General features: G+C 60.6%; 14 protein-coding genes. 5 read left to right on the plus strand and 9 right to left on the minus strand.

The genetic code is table 11. The features are described from left to right. The first annotated feature begins 159 nt into the window (after positions 1 to 159). Positions 160 to 1,008, plus strand: coding sequence for a hypothetical protein (locus tag ABD937_RS19035; RefSeq protein WP_345257460.1), 849 nt, complete (start codon positions 160 to 162; stop codon positions 1,006 to 1,008). Between the two features lie 57 nt (positions 1,009 to 1,065). Then, a complete protein-coding gene (locus ABD937_RS19040) occupies positions 1,066 to 1,662 on the plus strand; it encodes a hypothetical protein (RefSeq protein ID WP_345257462.1) in 597 nt (198 codons plus the stop codon). A gap of 70 nt (positions 1,663 to 1,732) precedes the next feature. Here ABD937_RS19040 and infB read toward each other — a convergent pair whose 3' ends face one another. The 3 genes from infB to ABD937_RS19055 all read right to left on the minus strand — a co-directional run bounded on the left by infB (position 1,733) and on the right by ABD937_RS19055 (position 6,754). After that, positions 1,733 to 4,738: a translation initiation factor IF-2 gene (infB, locus tag ABD937_RS19045; protein WP_345257463.1), complete on the minus strand. Its 3,006-nt coding sequence runs from the start codon at positions 4,736 to 4,738 to the stop codon at positions 1,733 to 1,735. Positions 4,739 to 4,946: 208 nt separating this feature from the next. Further along, positions 4,947 to 6,194, minus strand: coding sequence for a transcription termination factor NusA (nusA, locus tag ABD937_RS19050; protein ID WP_345257464.1), 1,248 nt, complete (start codon positions 6,192 to 6,194; stop codon positions 4,947 to 4,949). 86 nt (positions 6,195 to 6,280) lie between these two features. After that, positions 6,281 to 6,754, minus strand: a complete 474-nt coding sequence (locus ABD937_RS19055) for an LSm family protein (RefSeq protein ID WP_345257465.1) — start codon at positions 6,752 to 6,754, stop codon at positions 6,281 to 6,283. 127 nt (positions 6,755 to 6,881) lie between these two features. On the opposite strand from ABD937_RS19055, the gene ABD937_RS19060 reads away from it, so the two are divergent. Further along, entirely contained in the window at positions 6,882 to 7,118 is a 237-nt protein-coding gene (locus tag ABD937_RS19060; RefSeq protein ID WP_345257466.1) for a hypothetical protein, read from the plus strand. A 1,006-nt stretch (positions 7,119 to 8,124) separates the two neighbouring features. On the opposite strand, the gene ABD937_RS19065 is transcribed toward ABD937_RS19060, so the two are convergent. The 3 genes from ABD937_RS19065 to ABD937_RS19075 all read right to left on the minus strand — a co-directional run bounded on the left by ABD937_RS19065 (position 8,125) and on the right by ABD937_RS19075 (position 10,009). Next, positions 8,125 to 8,439 carry a hypothetical protein gene (locus ABD937_RS19065; RefSeq protein WP_345257467.1) on the minus strand — a complete coding sequence of 105 codons (315 nt, stop codon included), beginning with the start codon at positions 8,437 to 8,439 and terminating at the stop codon, positions 8,125 to 8,127. Then, positions 8,436 to 8,876 (minus strand): hypothetical protein, encoded by a 441-nt coding sequence (locus tag ABD937_RS19070; RefSeq protein ID WP_345257468.1) that lies wholly within the window; start codon positions 8,874 to 8,876, stop codon positions 8,436 to 8,438. Before ABD937_RS19070 ends, ABD937_RS19065 begins: the two co-directional genes overlap by 4 nt. 137 nt (positions 8,877 to 9,013) lie before the next feature. Next, entirely contained in the window at positions 9,014 to 10,009 is a 996-nt protein-coding gene (locus ABD937_RS19075) for a hypothetical protein (protein ID WP_345257469.1), read from the minus strand. A 417-nt stretch (positions 10,010 to 10,426) separates the two neighbouring features. Between ABD937_RS19075 and ABD937_RS19080 the strand changes: the two genes are divergently transcribed. Continuing rightward, a complete protein-coding gene (locus ABD937_RS19080; protein ID WP_345257470.1) occupies positions 10,427 to 10,600 on the plus strand; it encodes a hypothetical protein in 174 nt (57 codons plus the stop codon). Between the two features lie 317 nt (positions 10,601 to 10,917). After that, positions 10,918 to 12,051 carry a fatty acid desaturase gene (locus tag ABD937_RS19085; RefSeq protein WP_345257471.1) on the plus strand — a complete coding sequence of 378 codons (1,134 nt, stop codon included), beginning with the start codon at positions 10,918 to 10,920 and terminating at the stop codon, positions 12,049 to 12,051. A gap of 12 nt (positions 12,052 to 12,063) precedes the next feature. On the opposite strand, the gene ABD937_RS19090 is transcribed toward ABD937_RS19085, so the two are convergent. From ABD937_RS19090 to ABD937_RS19100, 3 genes are read right to left on the minus strand one after another with little or no spacing between them, the layout of a single operon-like run. After that, the gene (locus tag ABD937_RS19090; RefSeq protein WP_345257472.1) at positions 12,064 to 13,305 is read right to left on the minus strand and encodes a multidrug effflux MFS transporter; all 1,242 of its coding nucleotides are present in this window, start codon (positions 13,303 to 13,305) and stop codon (positions 12,064 to 12,066) included. A gap of 46 nt (positions 13,306 to 13,351) precedes the next feature. After that, positions 13,352 to 14,764 carry an efflux transporter outer membrane subunit gene (locus ABD937_RS19095; protein ID WP_345257473.1) on the minus strand — a complete coding sequence of 471 codons (1,413 nt, stop codon included), beginning with the start codon at positions 14,762 to 14,764 and terminating at the stop codon, positions 13,352 to 13,354. Positions 14,765 to 14,779: 15 nt separating this feature from the next. Continuing rightward, positions 14,780 to 17,953, minus strand: coding sequence for an efflux RND transporter permease subunit (locus tag ABD937_RS19100; RefSeq protein ID WP_345257475.1), 3,174 nt, complete (start codon positions 17,951 to 17,953; stop codon positions 14,780 to 14,782). Positions 17,954 to 18,023: the final 70 nt, after the last annotated feature.

Raw genomic sequence — 18,023 nt, forward strand, 5'->3', positions numbered from 1 at the left:
GAAGCCCACGGTGGTCGTCCGGTTCCCGTTTGTTGAACAAGGCCCCGGCGGGAGCCGACAAAGGCTGATCATACCCGGGCAAATGTGTCGCCCGTTTCCCGCACCCTTCGTATTTTAACCGCACAACGCTAACCCGCGTTCCACGAACCAAAACGATCTATGAAAAAGCTCTTGCTCCTGCTGATCCCCGCGCTGCCCCTGGAGGCCGCCGCACAGGCGCCCGACAGCAGCGCCGCCGCACCGGACTCGCTCGGCTATTACCGGGCGCAGTACCACCGCGTTACCCAATACTACGACAGCCTGCTGTGGGCCGATACGGCCTACCAACAGGCAGTGGCGGGCCTCAGGCGGGCGCAACAGGAGCCCCGCACTGCCCGCGCCCGGGGGAGAAAGGGCTATGGATCTTTCACCGTTTTTGCCGGTGCGGCGCACGCCCAGCCTGCCCGTTTCAATGCGTTACTGGCCCGGGAGGGCTTTCCTACGGTTGGATCGCTGATGCCATACGTAGGAATCGGCCTCGGCATGCGCGATGGGTCCCTATTGCTGGACATCGGTTTCGCGGGCGGTGGCCTTCATTCGAAGCGCGACGGCCGCACCATTTCGGCCTCCCTGCTCAATGCCTTTGCCGTGGAGCTGGGGGTGGACCTGCTGCCGGCGCGGGGGGTGAGCCTGTTTCCCTACGCGGGCCTCTCCTACCGCGTGGCCCGGCTTTCCTACGAGAGCCCGGAGGAGGTGAACCGGGATGCCACGGATGTCACCGACCTCGTCATCAACCGTCGGGTCGATGTGAAGTCGCGCCGCCTGGGCTATGCGGCCGGCGCCGGCATCGACGTGCTTCTTCGCCCCCGCAACAACGAGCGCCGCTCCGCGATCCTGTTCGTCAAGGGCGGCGTTAACCGGCCCTTCTGGAAAGACCGCTTCCGCTATAAGGGCGCCACCCTCGAGCCCGGTCCCGGCATGGGTGCCTGGCAGGTCGTGGCCGGGATCAGATTCGCGCGTTTTTATTGAGCGCCTGCTCCCTCCTTGCCGCTGCAGACGGTACATCACTTCAATCATAAAGTAAACATGTCGCTTGACCGCATACCCGCTACACTCAAGTCTGGAAAGGAGCCGCTGCTGTTCAACGGCAAGCCACTCGATGTCACGCTGCTTGATTTTTGGCGCTGGAGTGTTTCTGACCTCCTGAGCAATGCCACCCGGGGCCGGCTCGCCGAGTTCATCGTAGCCAGGGCCGCACATGTAGACGTGACGGCCTGCCGCGACGAATGGAGCGCATTCAACCTCGAGACGCCCGAGGGCATAAAGCTGGAAGTAAAATCGGCAGCCTATGTGCAATCCTGGTTTCAACGGGCGCTTTCGAGGATCTCCTTCAGCACGCGGGCGGCACTGTATTGGGATAGCGCTACCAACCTGCAATCCAAGGTGGCCGGGAGGAGTGCCGATGTGTATGTGTTCTGCCTCCTGCATCATCAGGACAAAGCAACTGCCAACCCGTTGGACCTGAACCAGTGGACGTTCTACGTGCTGGCAACTTGGGAACTCGACGCATACCGGCGCAGCCAGCACTCGATCACATTGAAGTCGCTCAACTCCCTGGCCCCACCACTGGCGTTCGACCAGCTGGGCGCCGCCATCCTGGAAAAGGCGCGCCCCCGGACCTAAACGACCAAGGCCCCCGACAGTGCGGGGGCCTTGGTTATGTATCTCGGAGACGCATATGAATGCGTCTTTACTACAGCGTTCGCTTCACTTCTTCGAGCTCGTAGGCTTCCACGATGTCGCCCGGCTTGATGTCGTTGTAGTTCTTCACGGTCAGACCGCATTCCATACCAACGATTACTTCCTTCACGTCGTCCTTGTAGCGCTTCAGCGAGCCGAGTTCGGCGGTGGCGCCTTCGCCGGTCGGGTATACGACGATACCGTCGCGGATGAGGCGGATCTTGTTGTCGCGCTTGATGCGTCCGTCGAGCACCACGCAACCGGCAACGGTCACCTTGTCGAAGCGGAACACCTCGCGGATCTCCACGTTGGCCACGATCTTCTCCTGCGTCTTCGGCTCGAGCATGCCCTCCATGGCGGAGCGCAGGTCGTCGATGGCGGCGTAGATCACCGAGTAGGTCTTGATCTCGATACCGGCGGTTTCGGCGAGGCGGTTGGCCTGCACCGAGGGGCGCACGTTGAAGCCGATGATGAGGGCGTCGGAGGCCTCGGCGAGGCTCACGTCGCTTTCGTTGATCTGGCCCACGCCCTTGTGGATCACCGATACGAGGATCTCTTCGGTCGATTGCTTCTGCATGGAGTCCGACAGGGCTTCCACGGAGCCGTCCACGTCGCCTTTGATGATGACCTTGAGTTCCTTGAAGGTACCCAGGGCAATCCGGCGGCCGATCTCGGAGAGGGTGATGTGCTTCTTGGCACGCATGCCCTGCTCGCGGAGGATCACCGCGCGGCGGTTGGCCACCTCTTTGGCTTCGGCTTCGTCTTCGTATACCTTGAACTTCTCACCGGCCTGGGGGGCGCCGTTGAGGCCGAGGATGAGTACCGGCGCGGAGGGGCCGGCCTCTTTCATTTTCTTGTTGCGCTCGTTGAACATCGCCTTCACGCGGCCGTAGTGCTGGCCGGAGACCACGATGTCGCCGTTGTTGAGGGTACCGTTCTGCACGAGCACGGTAGCCACGTAGCCGCGGCCCTTGTCGAGGGAGGCTTCCACCACGGAGCCCGAGGCTTCGCGGTCGGGGTTGGCCTTCAGGTCGAGCAGCTCGGCCTCGAGGAGAATCTTCTCGAGCAGGAGGTCGACGCCGATGCCTTTCTTGGCCGAGAGCTCCTGGCTCTGGTACTTACCGCCCCAGCTTTCGACGAGGAGGTTCATGCCGGCAAGCTGCTCGTAGATCTTGGCGGGGTTGGCTCCGTCCTTATCGATCTTGTTGATGGCGAAGATCATCGGCACGTTGGCGGCCTGGGCGTGCGAGATGGCCTCGCGCGTCTGGGGCATGATGGCGTCGTCGGCCGCGATCACGATCACCGCGATGTCGGTGACCTTGGCACCACGGGCACGCATGGCCGTGAAGGCCTCGTGACCCGGGGTATCGAGGAAGGTGATGTCTTTTCCGCCCGGCAGGTGCACCTGGTAGGCGCCGATGTGCTGGGTGATGCCACCTGCCTCACCGGCCACTACGGTGGCGTTCCGGATATAGTCGAGGAGCGAGGTCTTACCGTGGTCAACGTGACCCATGATGGTCACGATCGGCGAGCGCGGCTGCAGCTCGTCTTCGGTATCGGCCTCTACTTCTTCATCCATTTCGAGTTGCTTCTCCATGTCGATGAACTCCACGTCGTAGCCGAATTCGGAGGCCACGAGCTCGATCACCTCGGCGTCGATGCGCTGGTTGATGGACACCATGATGCCCAGACCCATACATTTCGAGATCACCTCGGCAAAGGAAACGTCCATCAGGTTGGCGAGCTCGCTCACGGAGATGAACTCGGTCACCTGCAGCTTCGTATCGCCCATGTTGTCCATGGAGTCGTCGCCGGAGCCGCGGCGCTCGCGGCGCTTGGCCTTGGAGAGCTTCTTGCCGCCGCCGCCCGACATGCGGGCCTGCGTTTCCTGGATCTTCCGCTGGATCTCCTTCTCGTCGATCTGGCGGTTCGGGTCGTCGCGGCGAATGCCCGGTCCGCTGCGCTGGCCGGGGCGGTTGCCCGGCTGGTTGCCGCTGCGGCCGCGGTCGCCGGCGCGGGTCACCCCGAAGCGGCCGCCGCCACCTTGTCCGGGCTGTACGCTCGGGCGGGGATCGGTCGGGGCTTTCTTGATCGGGATGCGGTTGCGCTTGCGCTTCTCGTCCGGCTTCGGACGGGTATCGTTATCCACCGGCAGCTCGATCTTACCCAGGATCTTGGGGCCTTCGAGCTTTTCGGCGCGGATGTTTTCAATGACGGGCTCTGCCGGCTTTTCGGGCTCGGCCGGCGTGGCCGGGGCCTCCGCTACGGGCGCAGGTGCCGGCGTTTCCGCTACGGGAGCGGGCTTCGGCTCGGAAGCAACCGGTGCGGCGGGTGCCGGCTTCGGCGCCTCTTCCTTCTTCGCTACGCCTTTCTTGGGGCGCGTGGAGGAGTCGATGGCCGAAAGGTCTACGGTGCCGAGGATCTTGGGGCCTTCGATACCGGTAGCCGGAGCGGCGGCAGGTGCGGCCGGTGCCGCGGGCGGCTCGGGGTCGGCGGGTGCCGCAGGGGCCTCGGCCACGGGCGCCGGGGGCGCGGGCTGTTCCGCTACGGGCGCCGGGTCAGGCGCCGGCGCGGGGGGCGCGGGGGCTTCCGCCACGGGGGCGGGGGCGGGCGCCTCGGCTACGGGAGCCGGTGGGGGCGCGGGGGCTTCCGCCACGGGGGCGGGGGGCGCTACAGGCGCGGGTGCGGGAGCAGGCTCCTCTTTCTTAGGTGCCGGCGCCACGGCCGCGGCCTTGCGCTCCTCGCGCTGGCGGGCCAGCAGCTCGTCTTCTTCCTTGCGCTTCTTCGCTTCCGCGATCGCGCCCTTGGGAAGGTCGATGAGCTCGGCTTTGTGTTTCGCCACCTTGTCGCTGTTGAATTCCTGCTGCAAGGCGCGGTACATGTCTTCGGTCAGCTTGGCCGTGGGTTTCAGGTCGTCCCTGTTGAACCCTTTGGCCGCCAGGAATTCCACAAGGGTCTCTTTACCGATGTTGAACTCCTTGGCCGCAGCCATTAACCTGGGTGTTTGAATTTCTGCCATTAATATTTTTTATGCCAATTGTCTCTACCAAGCGGACACCCCTCTGGGGTGTTTCGCCGCCGCCGTCGCCAGGCTCGGGCAGCGTAACCGGTGTCACCATAAATTTCACCGGTTGTTCAGGTTACCATTTCCAATACTGTTTTCCTGAAAAGGTAACCCTGCCGTGCGCCGCCAATCTTTCACGATTGACGATTCACGATTCACGTCATCATCCCCGGTCGAACTCGGCCTGCAGCACCTTGCGGATCTCCTCGATCGTTTCCTTCTCGAGGTCGGTGCGGCGTTCCAGTTCGGCGGTGTTGAGGTCCAGCACGCTGCGGGCGGTATCGCAGCCCACTTTCTTGAGGGCCTCGATGATCCAGGGCTCGATCTCGTCGCTGAATTCTTCCAGGTCGATATCAAACTCTTCTACTTCACCTTCATTGTCGCGGTACACATCGATGTCGTAGCCGGTGAGCTCACAGGCCAGCTTGATGTTGACGCCGCGGCGGCCGATGGCCAGCGACACCTGGTCGGGCTTCAGGTATACCGAAGCACGCTTGCCCTCGTTGTCGATCTCCATGGTGGTGATGCGGGCGGGGGTCAGGGAGCGCTGGATGAGCAGCTGCAGGTTATTGGTCCAGTTGATGACGTCGATGTTTTCGTTCTTCAGCTCGCGCACGATGCCGTGGATGCGGGAGCCTTTCATGCCCACGCAGGCGCCCACGGGGTCGATGCGGTCGTCGTAGGATTCCACGGCCACCTTGGCACGCTCGCCCGGGTCGCGCACGATCTTCTTGATCACGATCAGGCCGTCGAAGATCTCGGGTACTTCAATTTCCAAAAGCTTTGCCAGAAACTCCGGCGCGGTGCGGCTCAGGATGATGACGGGGTTGTTGTTCTTCATGTCCACCCGGCGCACCACGGCGCGGATGTTCTCGCCTTTCTTGAAGTAGTCCTGCGGGATCTGCTCGCTTTTGGGGAGGATGAGCTCGTTGCCTTCCTCGTCGAGGAGGAGCACTTCCTTCTTCCACACCTGGTACACCTCGGCGGAGATGATCTCGCCGACGCGGTCGCCGTATTTTTTGGCAAGGATGGCTTTTTTCAGGTCGGCGATGCGGGAGGCCAGCGTTTGCTTGGCGGCGAGGATGGCGCGGCGACCGAAGTCTTCGAGGTTTACCTCTTCATAAAGTTCTTCGCCAACGGAGTAGTCGGGTTCGATCTTGATGGCGTCGCTGTATTCGATCTCCTCGAGGGTGTTGTAGATATCGCCGTCTTCCACGATGGTGCGGCGGCGGAAGATCTCGAGGTCGCCTTTCTCGGCGTTCACGATCACGTCGAAGGTCTCGTCGGAGCCATACTTTTTACGCAGCAGGGTACGGAACACGTCTTCCACCACGCGCATGAGGGTCGGGCGGTCAATGTTTTCCGCCTCCTTGAACTCCTGGAAGGCTTCGATCAGGTTGATACTGGCCATATTTCTGCTTTTTTCTGATGAGTCCCTTCGGCAGGCTCAGGGTGACAAGACTTGTCCGCCTGAGCGAAGTCAAAGGCGCTCATTGGTTAGAATTTAACTTGAACTTTGGTCGTTTTTATGTCGGTGAACAGGATCGTCTCCTGCTTTACGTCCTTCTTTTTGCCCTTGCCGGTCTCGGTCTCTACGGTGATGCCTTCTTCGGTGGCCGCAAGGAGCTTGCCTTCCACCTTGGTGGCGGCCTCGTCGGTGCGGGTGATCTCGACGTAGCGGCCCACGTTCTTAACGTACTGGCGGTGCAGCTTGAGGGGTTCGTCGATACCGGGCGACGACACTTCGAGCGAGAAGTCGCCTTCGGGGAAGAGGGCGCTTTCCTCGAGGGCCTTATAGAGCTTGCGGTTATAGCTCACGAGGTCCGACAGGGGCAGCCCCTCGTCGCCATCGAGGAAGACCTTGATGTTGTTGGTGGGCTTTACGCGCACCTCTACGAGGAAGTGCTTCGGGTCGGTAATGAGCTGCTGGAGCTGCTCCTTCAGCGTGTCGATCAGGGTTTCCGTTTGCATAGTGTAAAAAGAAGAAGGGAACGAGCACGTTCCCTTCTTGCGTCAAATCCGGAACAAAGGTAAGAAAAGCGTTAAATACGGCCAAAATCCGTTTTTGTGAAAATGGGGCGGCTACCTTTGAGGAGTTATGCAATATGTCTTTTATGTGCTGCTGGCCTATTTCCTGTGGCGGTTCATCTTCAGTTTCGTGGTGCCGCTGGTGCGTACAACGCGCCAGGTACGGCGGAGCTTCAAGCAGATGAACGAGCAGTTCGGCGCGGCGCAGCAGCGTGCCGAGGCGCAGCAGGCGGCCGCGGCCCAGAAGGTGTCCTCCCCAAAAAAGGCGTCCAACGACGACTATATCGATTTCGAGGAGATCAAGTAAAATCGTACGTTTGCCGCCCCAGCCGGGATCTCAGATCGCAGATCTTTGATCTCAGATGTAGGGGCCGGGACTTCAGATCGCAGATCCGAGATCTTAGATCTGAGATCCCCAATTGGATCCTTAGCTCAGTTGGTTAGAGCGGCTGACTCATCAAGGATTGTTCTTTGAATATCTGTATTTTAGAGAAAAGCCTCGAATATGGTTCCCAGAGCCTGTGTTGTCTGCGCTGTATCGATTAGTGGACAGAAGATGAAATACTGCAGCAATGCATGTAAACAAAAAGACCACTATCATAGGGTTAGACAGCAAACCAATACGTATCATTCGCAGACGCTACGATCGCTTCGACGGAAGTTGCAATTAGTATCGATGTTTGGCGGAAAGTGCGCACGCTGCGGCTACGACCGAAATGTTGCAGCACTTCATTTTCATCACATCGATCCGAATGATAAAGCGTTTAAGCTTGACGTTCGCGTACTATCGAACAGGAATTGGGATGCAATTGTAGAGGAATCTCAAAAATGCAGGTTGCTTTGCTCCAACTGCCATGCGGAGACACATCATCCGGAGTTAGAGATAAGCAATATTCAAAAAATGGTCAGCGGTGCCGCCGGTACGAAATTGCCGGATGGGATAGGGGTTAATTCAGGGAAGCCTTCCTTCTTGGGAAATCGGGAAGATGGTAATCCTGAGCCAAGCGGAACGAATGGTTAGCAGCGTAGTTCCGAAGGTGCAGAGACTAGGAAGTGCGGAAACCAGCCAATAAGCTTCCATTAACGCCCCTCACCTGACTGTCCCGCCTCGGGCGGGATAAAAGGTGGTGAGATAGTCCAACTACTTCGCGAAAGCGGAGGAAAGTGAATCAGCGGGTCGTGGGTTCAAGTCCCTCAGGATCCACAAGCAAACGGAAAAACCCTGCAGCACCAGTGCTGCAGGGTTTTTCATATCTTATAAGGATGTTCGGCAATAAGCTGACGACCATTTGCGGAACGGTATCAGCGGTTCCTTATCCGGCAGTTGGCCGCCACAGCCTGAAGAACTTGAAGGATTTCGGGTATTCGTCGCGCGGTGAGAAACACAGACACACCTCCTGATCGTTCAGCGAGGACTCCGTCAGCAGGACGTTCTTTTCTACCTGTTTTGCCCCTTCGAACTCTGTCCCGGTCACTTTGCAAACGGCTTTTTTGAATACGGAGTTTATCCAGCGCTGCATATCGGCATCGTGCTCGTATTTCCGGAAACACGCGAGGGAGGCGTGTGCCGCGATTACCGGCACCAGGTGATCAGGAACGTCCTCCTTTACAAGAATGTACATCTTCATAAGCGATCATAAACCAGTTCAGCATACTGCACTGCTTCTTCGTACCGGTAGAAAATATTTTCCGGCGGCCCATCGACGTCGAAATTCCACAGGCCTGCCAGGCCGTATTTATTCAGGTCGGATAGCAGAAAGGCGATATCGAATTTGCTCTCGAACAGCTGCAGCTCAAAGAGAGGGCTGAACGCATGGATCAACGAGTTGCCGAAGGAGTATTTCAACAGCGACAGATCGAGGAGAAGCGCGATGGGGCGCATGGCAAGCAGGTTGATCGCCAGCTCCTGATGAATATAATCGCAGTCCAGCCGGGCACCGCTGCCGTCGGGAAGATCGCCCTTCAACGTGACCAGCATGATGCTCTTCTGCTCATGCCGGTAGAAATCGATCTGTACATTTTGCTCTTTGTGCAGCTCCGGTACGAAAGGCTTGAAAGGTGTCATGTTTCGATGAAGTGGTGGAAAACCAACTGGCTAACAATATTAAATATACTGTGATCCTATTCAGGTGAACCGGCGATCGTGACGCGATCAGGCAAGGGCAGGCTGCTGCGTTCGGATATCACCAAGGAAAGCGGCATTCACACCAATAGCGCCTGCGCCGCACGCAGCCGGTATTCCCCGGCGAGCTCCGCGTAGCCCTGGTCCTCCAAGGCTTCCGCCAGGTAGCGAAGCGCCTGCGCGTCCGCGCTGCTGATCTTCACGTCGCTGAAAACAAGCTGTCGTACAGGCGATGGACGCTCGAGCAGCAGGCGCCCGGTTTCCAGCCGTTCCCAATGCACGGCATTCCACAGAGTCTCCCGGAAATGCAACGTGTCGAAACGTACATCTTCGATCGTGAGCGCTCCGTCAAACCGGCAGGTATCGAACCGGAAGATCGGGTTGCCCGTGCCGTTCTTCAAATCGGTGGCCGCATGCGCCCGGACCTGTGAAAAACGCAGTTCCGTTTCCAGGCGGTTGTCGTCAAAGAACAGGTCGCAATGAAGCACGCAGTCGTTCATCTCGAAGCCCATACGCCCCGGCGACAACAGTTCGTTATCCCAGAACCAGAACCGGCTCTTCAGCTCTACCCGGTGCAGCCGGACGGTGCCGAGCCGGCAGCGGATGACGGTGAGCCGGTCGGCCTGCAGGTCCTCCAGGCAAACGTCGAGCGGCGCCGTTGCGCCTTGGTCGTTCAGCGATACCCGCTCCCACGCGCCCGAGACCCGGATCCCTCCTTCGATGCGTGTGCCATCGATACCCAGCGTGCCGCCCCGCCCCTCGCAAACGACCCTCTCGACACGGCACTGCGAGATCTTTGCAGAGCCTCCCCTTGTCTCGATGGTTGGTAATTGACACTCGTAAAATTCCACATCGCCTTCGGTATCCGGAGGCAGTTGCACCCTCACGGAGCCATGGAAGGTGCACCAGTTGAACGACAAAAAAGCCATCTGTCCCGCGGGCACAGAAAGCAGCAGCTCAAAGCCGGAGGTGACCTCGTAGCGAAAGAGCTCCAGGACGGGTGTATCGCCCTTCCGGAAATGGTCCTGAATCAGGGCAACGAGGGCTTCGCCGGTGATCGTTGTGTTTTCTGCCATCGTTTTATTTTGATAACACCGGTATCCGGATGGCCGGCTCCCGACAAATTACAAAAGATCGGAAATCACCCGCCGCCGCAGCATAAATAGCGGGACAGGCACAGATCATCGAGCCTAATGTTTGCGTTGGTGCAAAATTGGCAGCAACCACCGGTAACGCACATCCTAAAATACCTGTCCGGCCCAGGGCTCCCAAAAACAAAAAAGCCCCCGTAGACACAGGAGCTCGTAACCAAAACTAACTGCATGACAAACGGGTTTGCCATTTGCTTAGCACTGCAATAGTAGTCATTTTACAAACAAAATGCAAGCAGGGTGGCCAAAAGCGGATTTTTCCGGATACAAGCGGCGATTCCCCCGGTGAGTAACGCCAATCCGGAACCGGCCCGCGCCCGTATATACCGCACCAGTATTCTTATGAGCCCAGAAGAAATCCAAACCCGGCTGCGCGATTGCGAGCACCTCTATGCCGAATGCCTGGCCGAGAACATGAGCGGCGCCACCCTGCGCTACCTGTGGGAAGAGATCCGCAAACTCCGCGAGCAGTTGCAGGCGCTGGAGCATGGACTACGGCAACCGCCTCCCCGCTGATATGTGCCTGGACACCACCGGCTTCACCCACCATCCACCCGCCCCCGACCCGCTTCACCCGCCATTGCCAAGGCCCCGCCCGCGCGGGGCTTTCTCATAAAACGCGAGCCGCCGCCGGTTCGTGAAGCGGCCCGGCTCTGTGGAACCAATGCTCTGCCGTAGCGCCCGCATTGTTAAACCAGGCAACTCAGCGGCGCAAACACCGGCAAAAAAATTCTATATTCACCGTAAATTAGTGATATAGCCCTTAACTGTGCGGCCGCCCAGCAGCAAGGCGTAACCGCCCGTCTGGCCGCATTTTTTTGTACACTTTCCCTATGAGCAAGAACGTATTTATCGACAATCTTTTGGAAACCCCGTCCTACGGATGGCAGGACGCGGAAGGACGCCTCATCATTCCTACCACGAAGCAGCTTTGGGCGGAGGCCGCCCGGCGCATCAACATTTTCCGTACCCGCAAGAACTGGATTTCCGCCATCTCGGTGATCATGATGATCTGTATGATCCCCTTCGCAGTGGCCTTCGGCGCCAACTATTTCTCCTGGCCCCTCGCCATCGGCGCCGTGGCCTACGGCATGGTCGTGATGGGCACCCACGGCACCATCTGGTTCCACCGCTACTGCACCCACCGCGCCTACACCTTCCGCCACCCGATCGTGCGCATCCTCACCCAGCACCTCGTGATCAAGACCTTCCCCGAGGAGATGTACGTGATCTCGCACCACGTACACCACGTCAAGAGCGACCTTCCCGGCGACCCCTACAACCCACAGGGCGGCCTGATGTATTGCATGCTCTCCGAAACGAACCACCACAGCATCAACAAGAACCTCTGCGAGGCGCATTATGCCAAGGCCGCGCGCTTTATGCAGCACACCGGCGTGCAGATCAACAGCTACGAGCAATACAAGCGCTGGGCCTCGATCGCCACGCCGCAATACACCGTGTTCACCTGGCTCATCAACTGGGCCTTCTGGTACACGGCCTTCTACTTCATCGGCGGCCACGCGCTCGCTACCGCCCTCTTCAGCGGCGCGCTGCTCTGGTACATCGGCGTGCGCGCCTTCAACTACACCGGCCACGGCAAAGGTGAAGTAAAGCACAAGGACGGCATCGACTTCGACCGCAGCAACCTCTCCATCAACCAGAGCCGCCCCGGACTGCTCGCCGGCGAGTGGCACAACAACCACCACCTCTACCCGGGCAGCGCCCGCGCCGGCTTCCTCAAGGGCCAGCTCGACCTCGCCTGGCTGTATATCTACAGCCTGTATAAACTGAAGCTCGTAAGCTCCTATAAAGATTCGAAGGCCGAATTCCTGCGCAAGTACGCCCTTAAAGGCCACGCGCGCGATATGAAGCCCCTCAGCGGCACCGCCTATACCCGCGCGCAGCTCGAAGAGGAAGGCCGCCGGCTCGAGGAAGAAAGCCGCAAGCTCGAAGAGCGGGCTTAACGATTCCCGACACTACATCTGATCTTCTGCAACAAGCGCCTCCTGCACCGTCAGCGAGGCGCTTTTCTTTTGCCGCTGTGCCCGCGTTCCGAGCAGCAGCAACAGGAGCCCGATGACACTTCCACCCAGCATACAGGCCGCCATGGGCAGCGCCGAGCGGATGGCCAGGAGCCCGATCACCACGGTTACTACCGACCCGAGCCCCATCTGCACAAAGCCGAGGAGCGCCGAGGCACTGCCGGCATGTGTGCTGAACGGTCGCATCGCCAGCGCCGTGGCATTGGGCATGATGAGTCCGGCCGCAGCGAGGTAAAAGAAGAGAAGCCCGATGCTTACCTCGAGGCCATCGCGCTGACCTGCCGCCAGCAATACATAAATCGCGGCCAGCAGCACCTGCGCGCCGAAGGCCCAGCGGATGATGACGGCACTGCGGAAGCGGCGCAGCAGCACCGTATTGACCTGCGCGGCGATGATGAGCCCCGAGGCGAGAAAGGCGAACAGGATCCCGTACTGCTGCTGGCTGAGCCCGAAGTGCTCCATGAACACACCCGGCGACGAGGCGATATAGGTGAACAGGCCGGCAAGCCCGATGGCGCTCAGCACCGCGTACAGTAGAAATACTGGCTCCCGAAGCACCGACCGGTAAGTGCGCAGGATGGAGGCCGGCCGTAGCGAATAATGCACATCCGGACCCTTGGAGCCGCGCAGGAACAGGCGCACGCCCAGCGCAATAAGCACAATGAGCCCGGCCAGCACGATGAAGATGCTGCGCCAGCCGAGCGCCGCCGACAACACCGACCCGATCGTTGGGGCCAGCATCGGCGACACGCTCAGCACCAGGATGAGGTAGGAGAAGATCTTCGCATTGTCCTGCGGCGGAAACAGGTCGCGCACCATGGCCGTAGCGGCGATCGAAGCGGAGCAGGCACCCGCCGCCTGCAGGAAGCGCAGGGCGATGAGCGTGTCGAGCGAAGGCGCCACCGCGCAGCCCACCGAGGCGGCGCAATAAACCAGCAACCCGATGTACAGCGGGCGGAGCCGGCCGAAGCGATCCAGCAGGGGACCGTATACGAGCTGCCCGATCCCGATGCCGATGAAGAACGAGGAGAGCGTGAGCGACACGCGCGCTACACTCGTCTCATAGGTTCGGGCGATATCCGTAAAGCCGGGCAGGTACATGTCGATCGAGAAGGGCACGATGGCGGTCAGGAGCCCGAGCAGAACAATGGTCAGTGTGGAGGAAGGTGCTTTCATATGGTGTCAAGTAAGATCATAGATCGTGCAACGGCGCAAAGGTGCATTACTTCCAGCCGCCGCCGAGCGCCCGGTACAATTCGATCTGCGCGGCGCGCTTGCGGCGCTGCAGGGCGGCGAGGCCCAGCTCGGCCTGCAGGGCGTTGGCCTGCGCGTTGAGCACTTCGAGGTAGGTGGCCAAATCGCTGCGGAACAACAGGCGCGCAGACGTGATGCCGTCGCGAAGCGCAGCCACCTGCGCGCGGGCCGCCTCTTCCTCTTCGCGCAGCTTCTGCAGCCCGGCGAGCGCATCGCTCACCTCCGTTACGGCCCCGAGTACCGACTGCCGGAAGCGGACCACGGCGCCGTCGCGCTCCAACTGCGCCACCGCATAGCGGGTGCGGAGAGCCTTCTTGCGGAACACGGGCTGCAGCACCGAGCCGGCGGCCATCCCGAACAGGGAGCCCGGGAGGTTCCACCAGTTCGACGCCTGGAAGGCCTCCAGGCCCGCACCCGCCGTGATGTTGAGCGCCGGGTACATATCGGCCTTTGCGATGCCGACCCGCGCATTCGCGATCATCAGCGCCAGCTCGTTGGCGCGTACATCAGGACGGCGGCTCACCACCGCGGCCGGCAGCCCCGTCGACCACTGGGCCGGCAGCGCCGGTGCATCAACCGCGCGTCCCCGTGCGATGGGGCCGGGCAGTCCTCCCAGGAGCAGCTGCAAGGCGTGCTCCTGCCGGGCGATCTCGGCCTCCAGCTGCGGCAGCAGGATGCGGATGCCCTGGCGTTGCGCCTCTGCCTGCTGCACCGCCAGCGCGTGGCTCATACCTGCCTCTTTCAGCAGCTGCGTGGTGGTCACGAACGAGTCGCTGAGCGCCAGGTTGCGGCGGGCGATGGCCAGTTGCTCGTCGAGCATCTGCAGGTGGTAATAGCCCTGTGCGATGCCGGCTACGAGCGCCGTCTGCACGGCCTTTTTTGCCTCATAGGATTGCAGGTAGCCGGTGAGGGCCGCACCGCGCTGCGCCTTCAGCTTGCCCCAGATATCGGGCTCCCAGGAGGCCGAAAGCAGCGTCTGGTAGTTCTCGATATGACGGGCGCCGAGAAAGGCCTTCGTGCTCACGCCGCTCAGGCTGTTGTTGGCCGGGCGGTTGTACTGCGCCGTCACGCCAAGGTTGATGTCGGGGTAGAACAGGTAGCGCGCTTGCTGGCTCGCCTGCTGCGCGATGGCCACGCGGTTGGCGGCGAGCTGCAGGTCGTAGTTGCCGGCGATGCCCTTGTTGATCAGCTCGCGGAGCTGTGGGTCGGTGAAGAATTGCGCCCACTCGAGGTCGGCGATGCTGCTCGTGTCCCCTACCGGGGTAGCCGCAAAGCGCGCGGGGAGCTTCAGTTCGGGCTGTGCATATTCCTTTGCCGTGCTGCAGGCGGAAAGCAGCAGGGTCAGCAACGGGAGCAGGGCGATGTATCGTATCTGTTTCATGATCGTTGAGTTTGGTTATTCGGCAATGGCGAGTTCGCGGGGTTGTTTTTTGGCGATGGCTTTGAGCTTCGGTCCGCCCCCTACGCGCTCCTGCAGGTACTGGAAGATGACGAAGAAGACCGGGATGAGGAAGACGCCGAGTACGACGCCCGTGAGCATGCCGCCGAGGGCGCCGGTGCCGATGGAGCGGTTGCCCAGCGCCGATCCGCCGGAAGCCCAGGTGAGCGGCAGCAGTCCTACGATAAAGGCGAAGGAGGTCATCAGGATGGGGCGCAGGCGCAGGCTGCTCGCCTCGAGGGCCGCGGCCACGAGTGCAAGTCCCGCCTTTCGCCGCTGCACCGCGTACTCCACGATGAGGATGGCATTCTTGGCGAGCAGGCCCACCAGCATGATGAGACCTACCTGCACGTAGATGTTGTTGTCGATCCCGAACAGGTTGATGAAGGCGAAGACGCCGAAGATGCCCGCCGGGATGGTGAGGATGATCGCGAACGGCAGCAGGTAGCTCTCGTATTGCGCGGCCAGCAGGAAATACACGAAGAGCAGCGAGAGCGCGAAGATGAGTCCCTGCTGTGAGCCGGCGCCGATCTCCTCGCGCGTCATGCCTGACCATTCATACGAATAGCCGCGCGGCAGGTAGGAAGCCGTCACTTCCTGGATCGCCTTGATGGCGTCGCCCGAGCTGTAGCCCGGCTTCGGCATGCCGTTGATCGTAACGGCGTTGAACAGGTTGTTCCGCGTCACCGTCTCGGGTCCATACACGCGCTTCAGCGACACGAGTCCGCTCACCGGCACCATACCGCCGGTTGCGTTCTTGACGAACACATTCTCCAGTGCGGTAGGGTCGGCGCGGTAGGCGATGTCGGCCTGGGCTACGACTCGGTAGAATTTACCAAATCGGTTGAAGTCCGACACGAAGGCGGATCCGAAATACACCTGCAGCGTGCCGAGGAGGTCGCTCACCGATACACCGAGCTGCTTGGCCTTCGCATCATCCACCTCGAGGTTGAACTGCGGGTTGCCGGTATTAAAGGTGGTGAACGCGTAGGCGATCTCGGGACGCTTCATCAGTTCCCCGATGAGCCCGTAGGAGGTGTTCGCCAGCTTGTCGAGCGGGCCGCCGCTGCGGTCCTGCACGATGAACTCGAAGCCGCTCGTGTTGCCGAAGCCCTGCACGGTGGGAAACACGAAGAGGAACACGCTGGCCTCGGTAATGACACTGAGCTTCTGGTTGATGGCACCCATCACGGCGTCGATGGATTTTACCTCGCCGCGGTCCTTGTGGTGCTTCATCCGGATAAAGCCCACGGCGTAGTTGGAGGAGTTGGCGTTGGCCACGATGTTGAGGCCCGTAACGGCGCCCACGCGCTCTACGACCGGCATCTCCTTCAGCAGTATGTTGATCTTCTCCATCACCTTCTGCGTGCGGTCGAGCGAGGAGCCGGCGGGCAGGTTCACGGAGTATACGATGAAGCCTTGGTCTTCGGTGGGAATAAAGCCGGAAGGCGTTTTGCGCACGAGCCAGAGCGTGGCGGCGCTCACCACCAGCAGGCCGGTGATGGCGATCCACTTGCGGCGTACGAGGAAGCGGATCGAGTGGGTATACTTTCGCGACGTCGCATCGAAGCCGGCGTTGAAGGCCTTAAAAAAGCGGGCCTTGAAACCGGGTCGCTTGCCGTTGGTTGCGTCATGGGAGTGATTACGCAGCAGCAGGGCACAGAGCGCGGGGCTCAGCGTGAGGGCGTTGACCGCGGAGATAAGGATGGCGATGGCAAGCGTAAAGGCGAACTGCTTGTAGAACACGCCAGCGGGCCCCTGCATGAACCCTACGGGTACGAACACCGCGGCCATCACGAGCGTGATCGAAATGATGGCGCCTGAGATCTCGCCCATGCTCTGGATCGTGGCGGCGCGCGCCGGCATACCCGTTCGCTCCATCTTGGAGTGCACCGCTTCCACCACTACGATGGCATCGTCTACTACAATGCCGATGGCGAGCACCAAGGCAAAGAGCGTGAGCAGGTTGATGGTGAATCCGAAGAGTTGCAGGAAGAAGAACGTGCCCAGGATCGCTACCGGCACCGCGATGGCCGGGATGAGTGTCGAGCGCAGGTCCTGCAGGAAGAGGTAGACCACGAGGAACACGAGCACGAAGGCGATGAGCAGTGTTTCTACTACCTGGTACACCGACTCGTCGAGGAACTCCTTCGCGTTGTACATATTGAAGTAGTGCACGCCCTTGGGGAAGTTGGCCGAAGCTTTCTTCATCACCTCGCCGGCTTCCTTCAGGATGTCGTTGGCGTTGGATCCGGCGGTCTGGAACAGGGCGATGCCGATGCCCGGCTTGCCTTCGATGAGGGTGTTGGCGCTGTAGGCGAAGGAGCCAAACTCCACGCGGGCCACGTCTTTCAACCGCACCACCGATCCGTCGGGCGCAGCCTTCAGGATAATGTCTTCGTACTCCTCGTTCTTCGACAGCTTGCCTTTGTACTTCAGTACATATTCAAACGAAGCGGAGCTGCCCTGGCCGAGGCGGCCGGGCGCGGCCTCGAGGTTCTGCTCGCGGATCGCCGCCAGCACTTCCTGCGCGGAGAGGTTATAGGCCGTGAGCCGCTCGGGCTTCAGCCAGATGCGCATCGCGTAGTCTTTGGCGCCGAACACCTGGGCCTGGCCTACGCCGTGCACGCGCTGCAGCTCCGGAATGAGGTTGATCTTGGCGTAGTTCTGCAGAAAGGTCTCGTCGTAGGTCGTGTCCTCACTGTAGATCAGCGGCACCATGATCATGGAGTTCTGCTGCTTCTGCGTGGCGATGCCGGCCTGCACCACTTCCTGCGGCAGCTGGCTCACCGCGCGCGACACGCGGCTCTGCACGTTCACCGCCGCGAGGTCGGGGTCGGTGCCCACTTTAAAGTACACGTTGATGGCAAGCGTGCCGTCGTTGGAGGAGGTCGAAGACATATAGGTCATATTCTCCACGCCGTTGATGGCTTCTTCGATGGGCGTGGCCACGGCGCGGGCCACCACTTCGGCATTGGCGCCGGGATAGGTGGCCGTGACCTGGATGGTGGGCGGCGCGATGTCGGGAAACAGGGTCACCGGGAGGGTGAAGAGCGCGATCACGCCGAGCAGGGTCAGGATGATCGACACGACGGTGGAGAGCACCGGTCGCTGGATGAATGTCTTGAGCATGTGGAAACCTTTTGAGGCGATTGTTGGATTGGGTTGCGACAAGGGGCGCCCGGTCCTGCCCTACCGGACA

Origin of the sequence: Flaviaestuariibacter amylovorans, assembly GCF_039541815.1 — a bacterium.
Taxonomy (GTDB): domain Bacteria; phylum Bacteroidota; class Bacteroidia; order Chitinophagales; family Chitinophagaceae; genus Flavisolibacter; species Flavisolibacter amylovorans.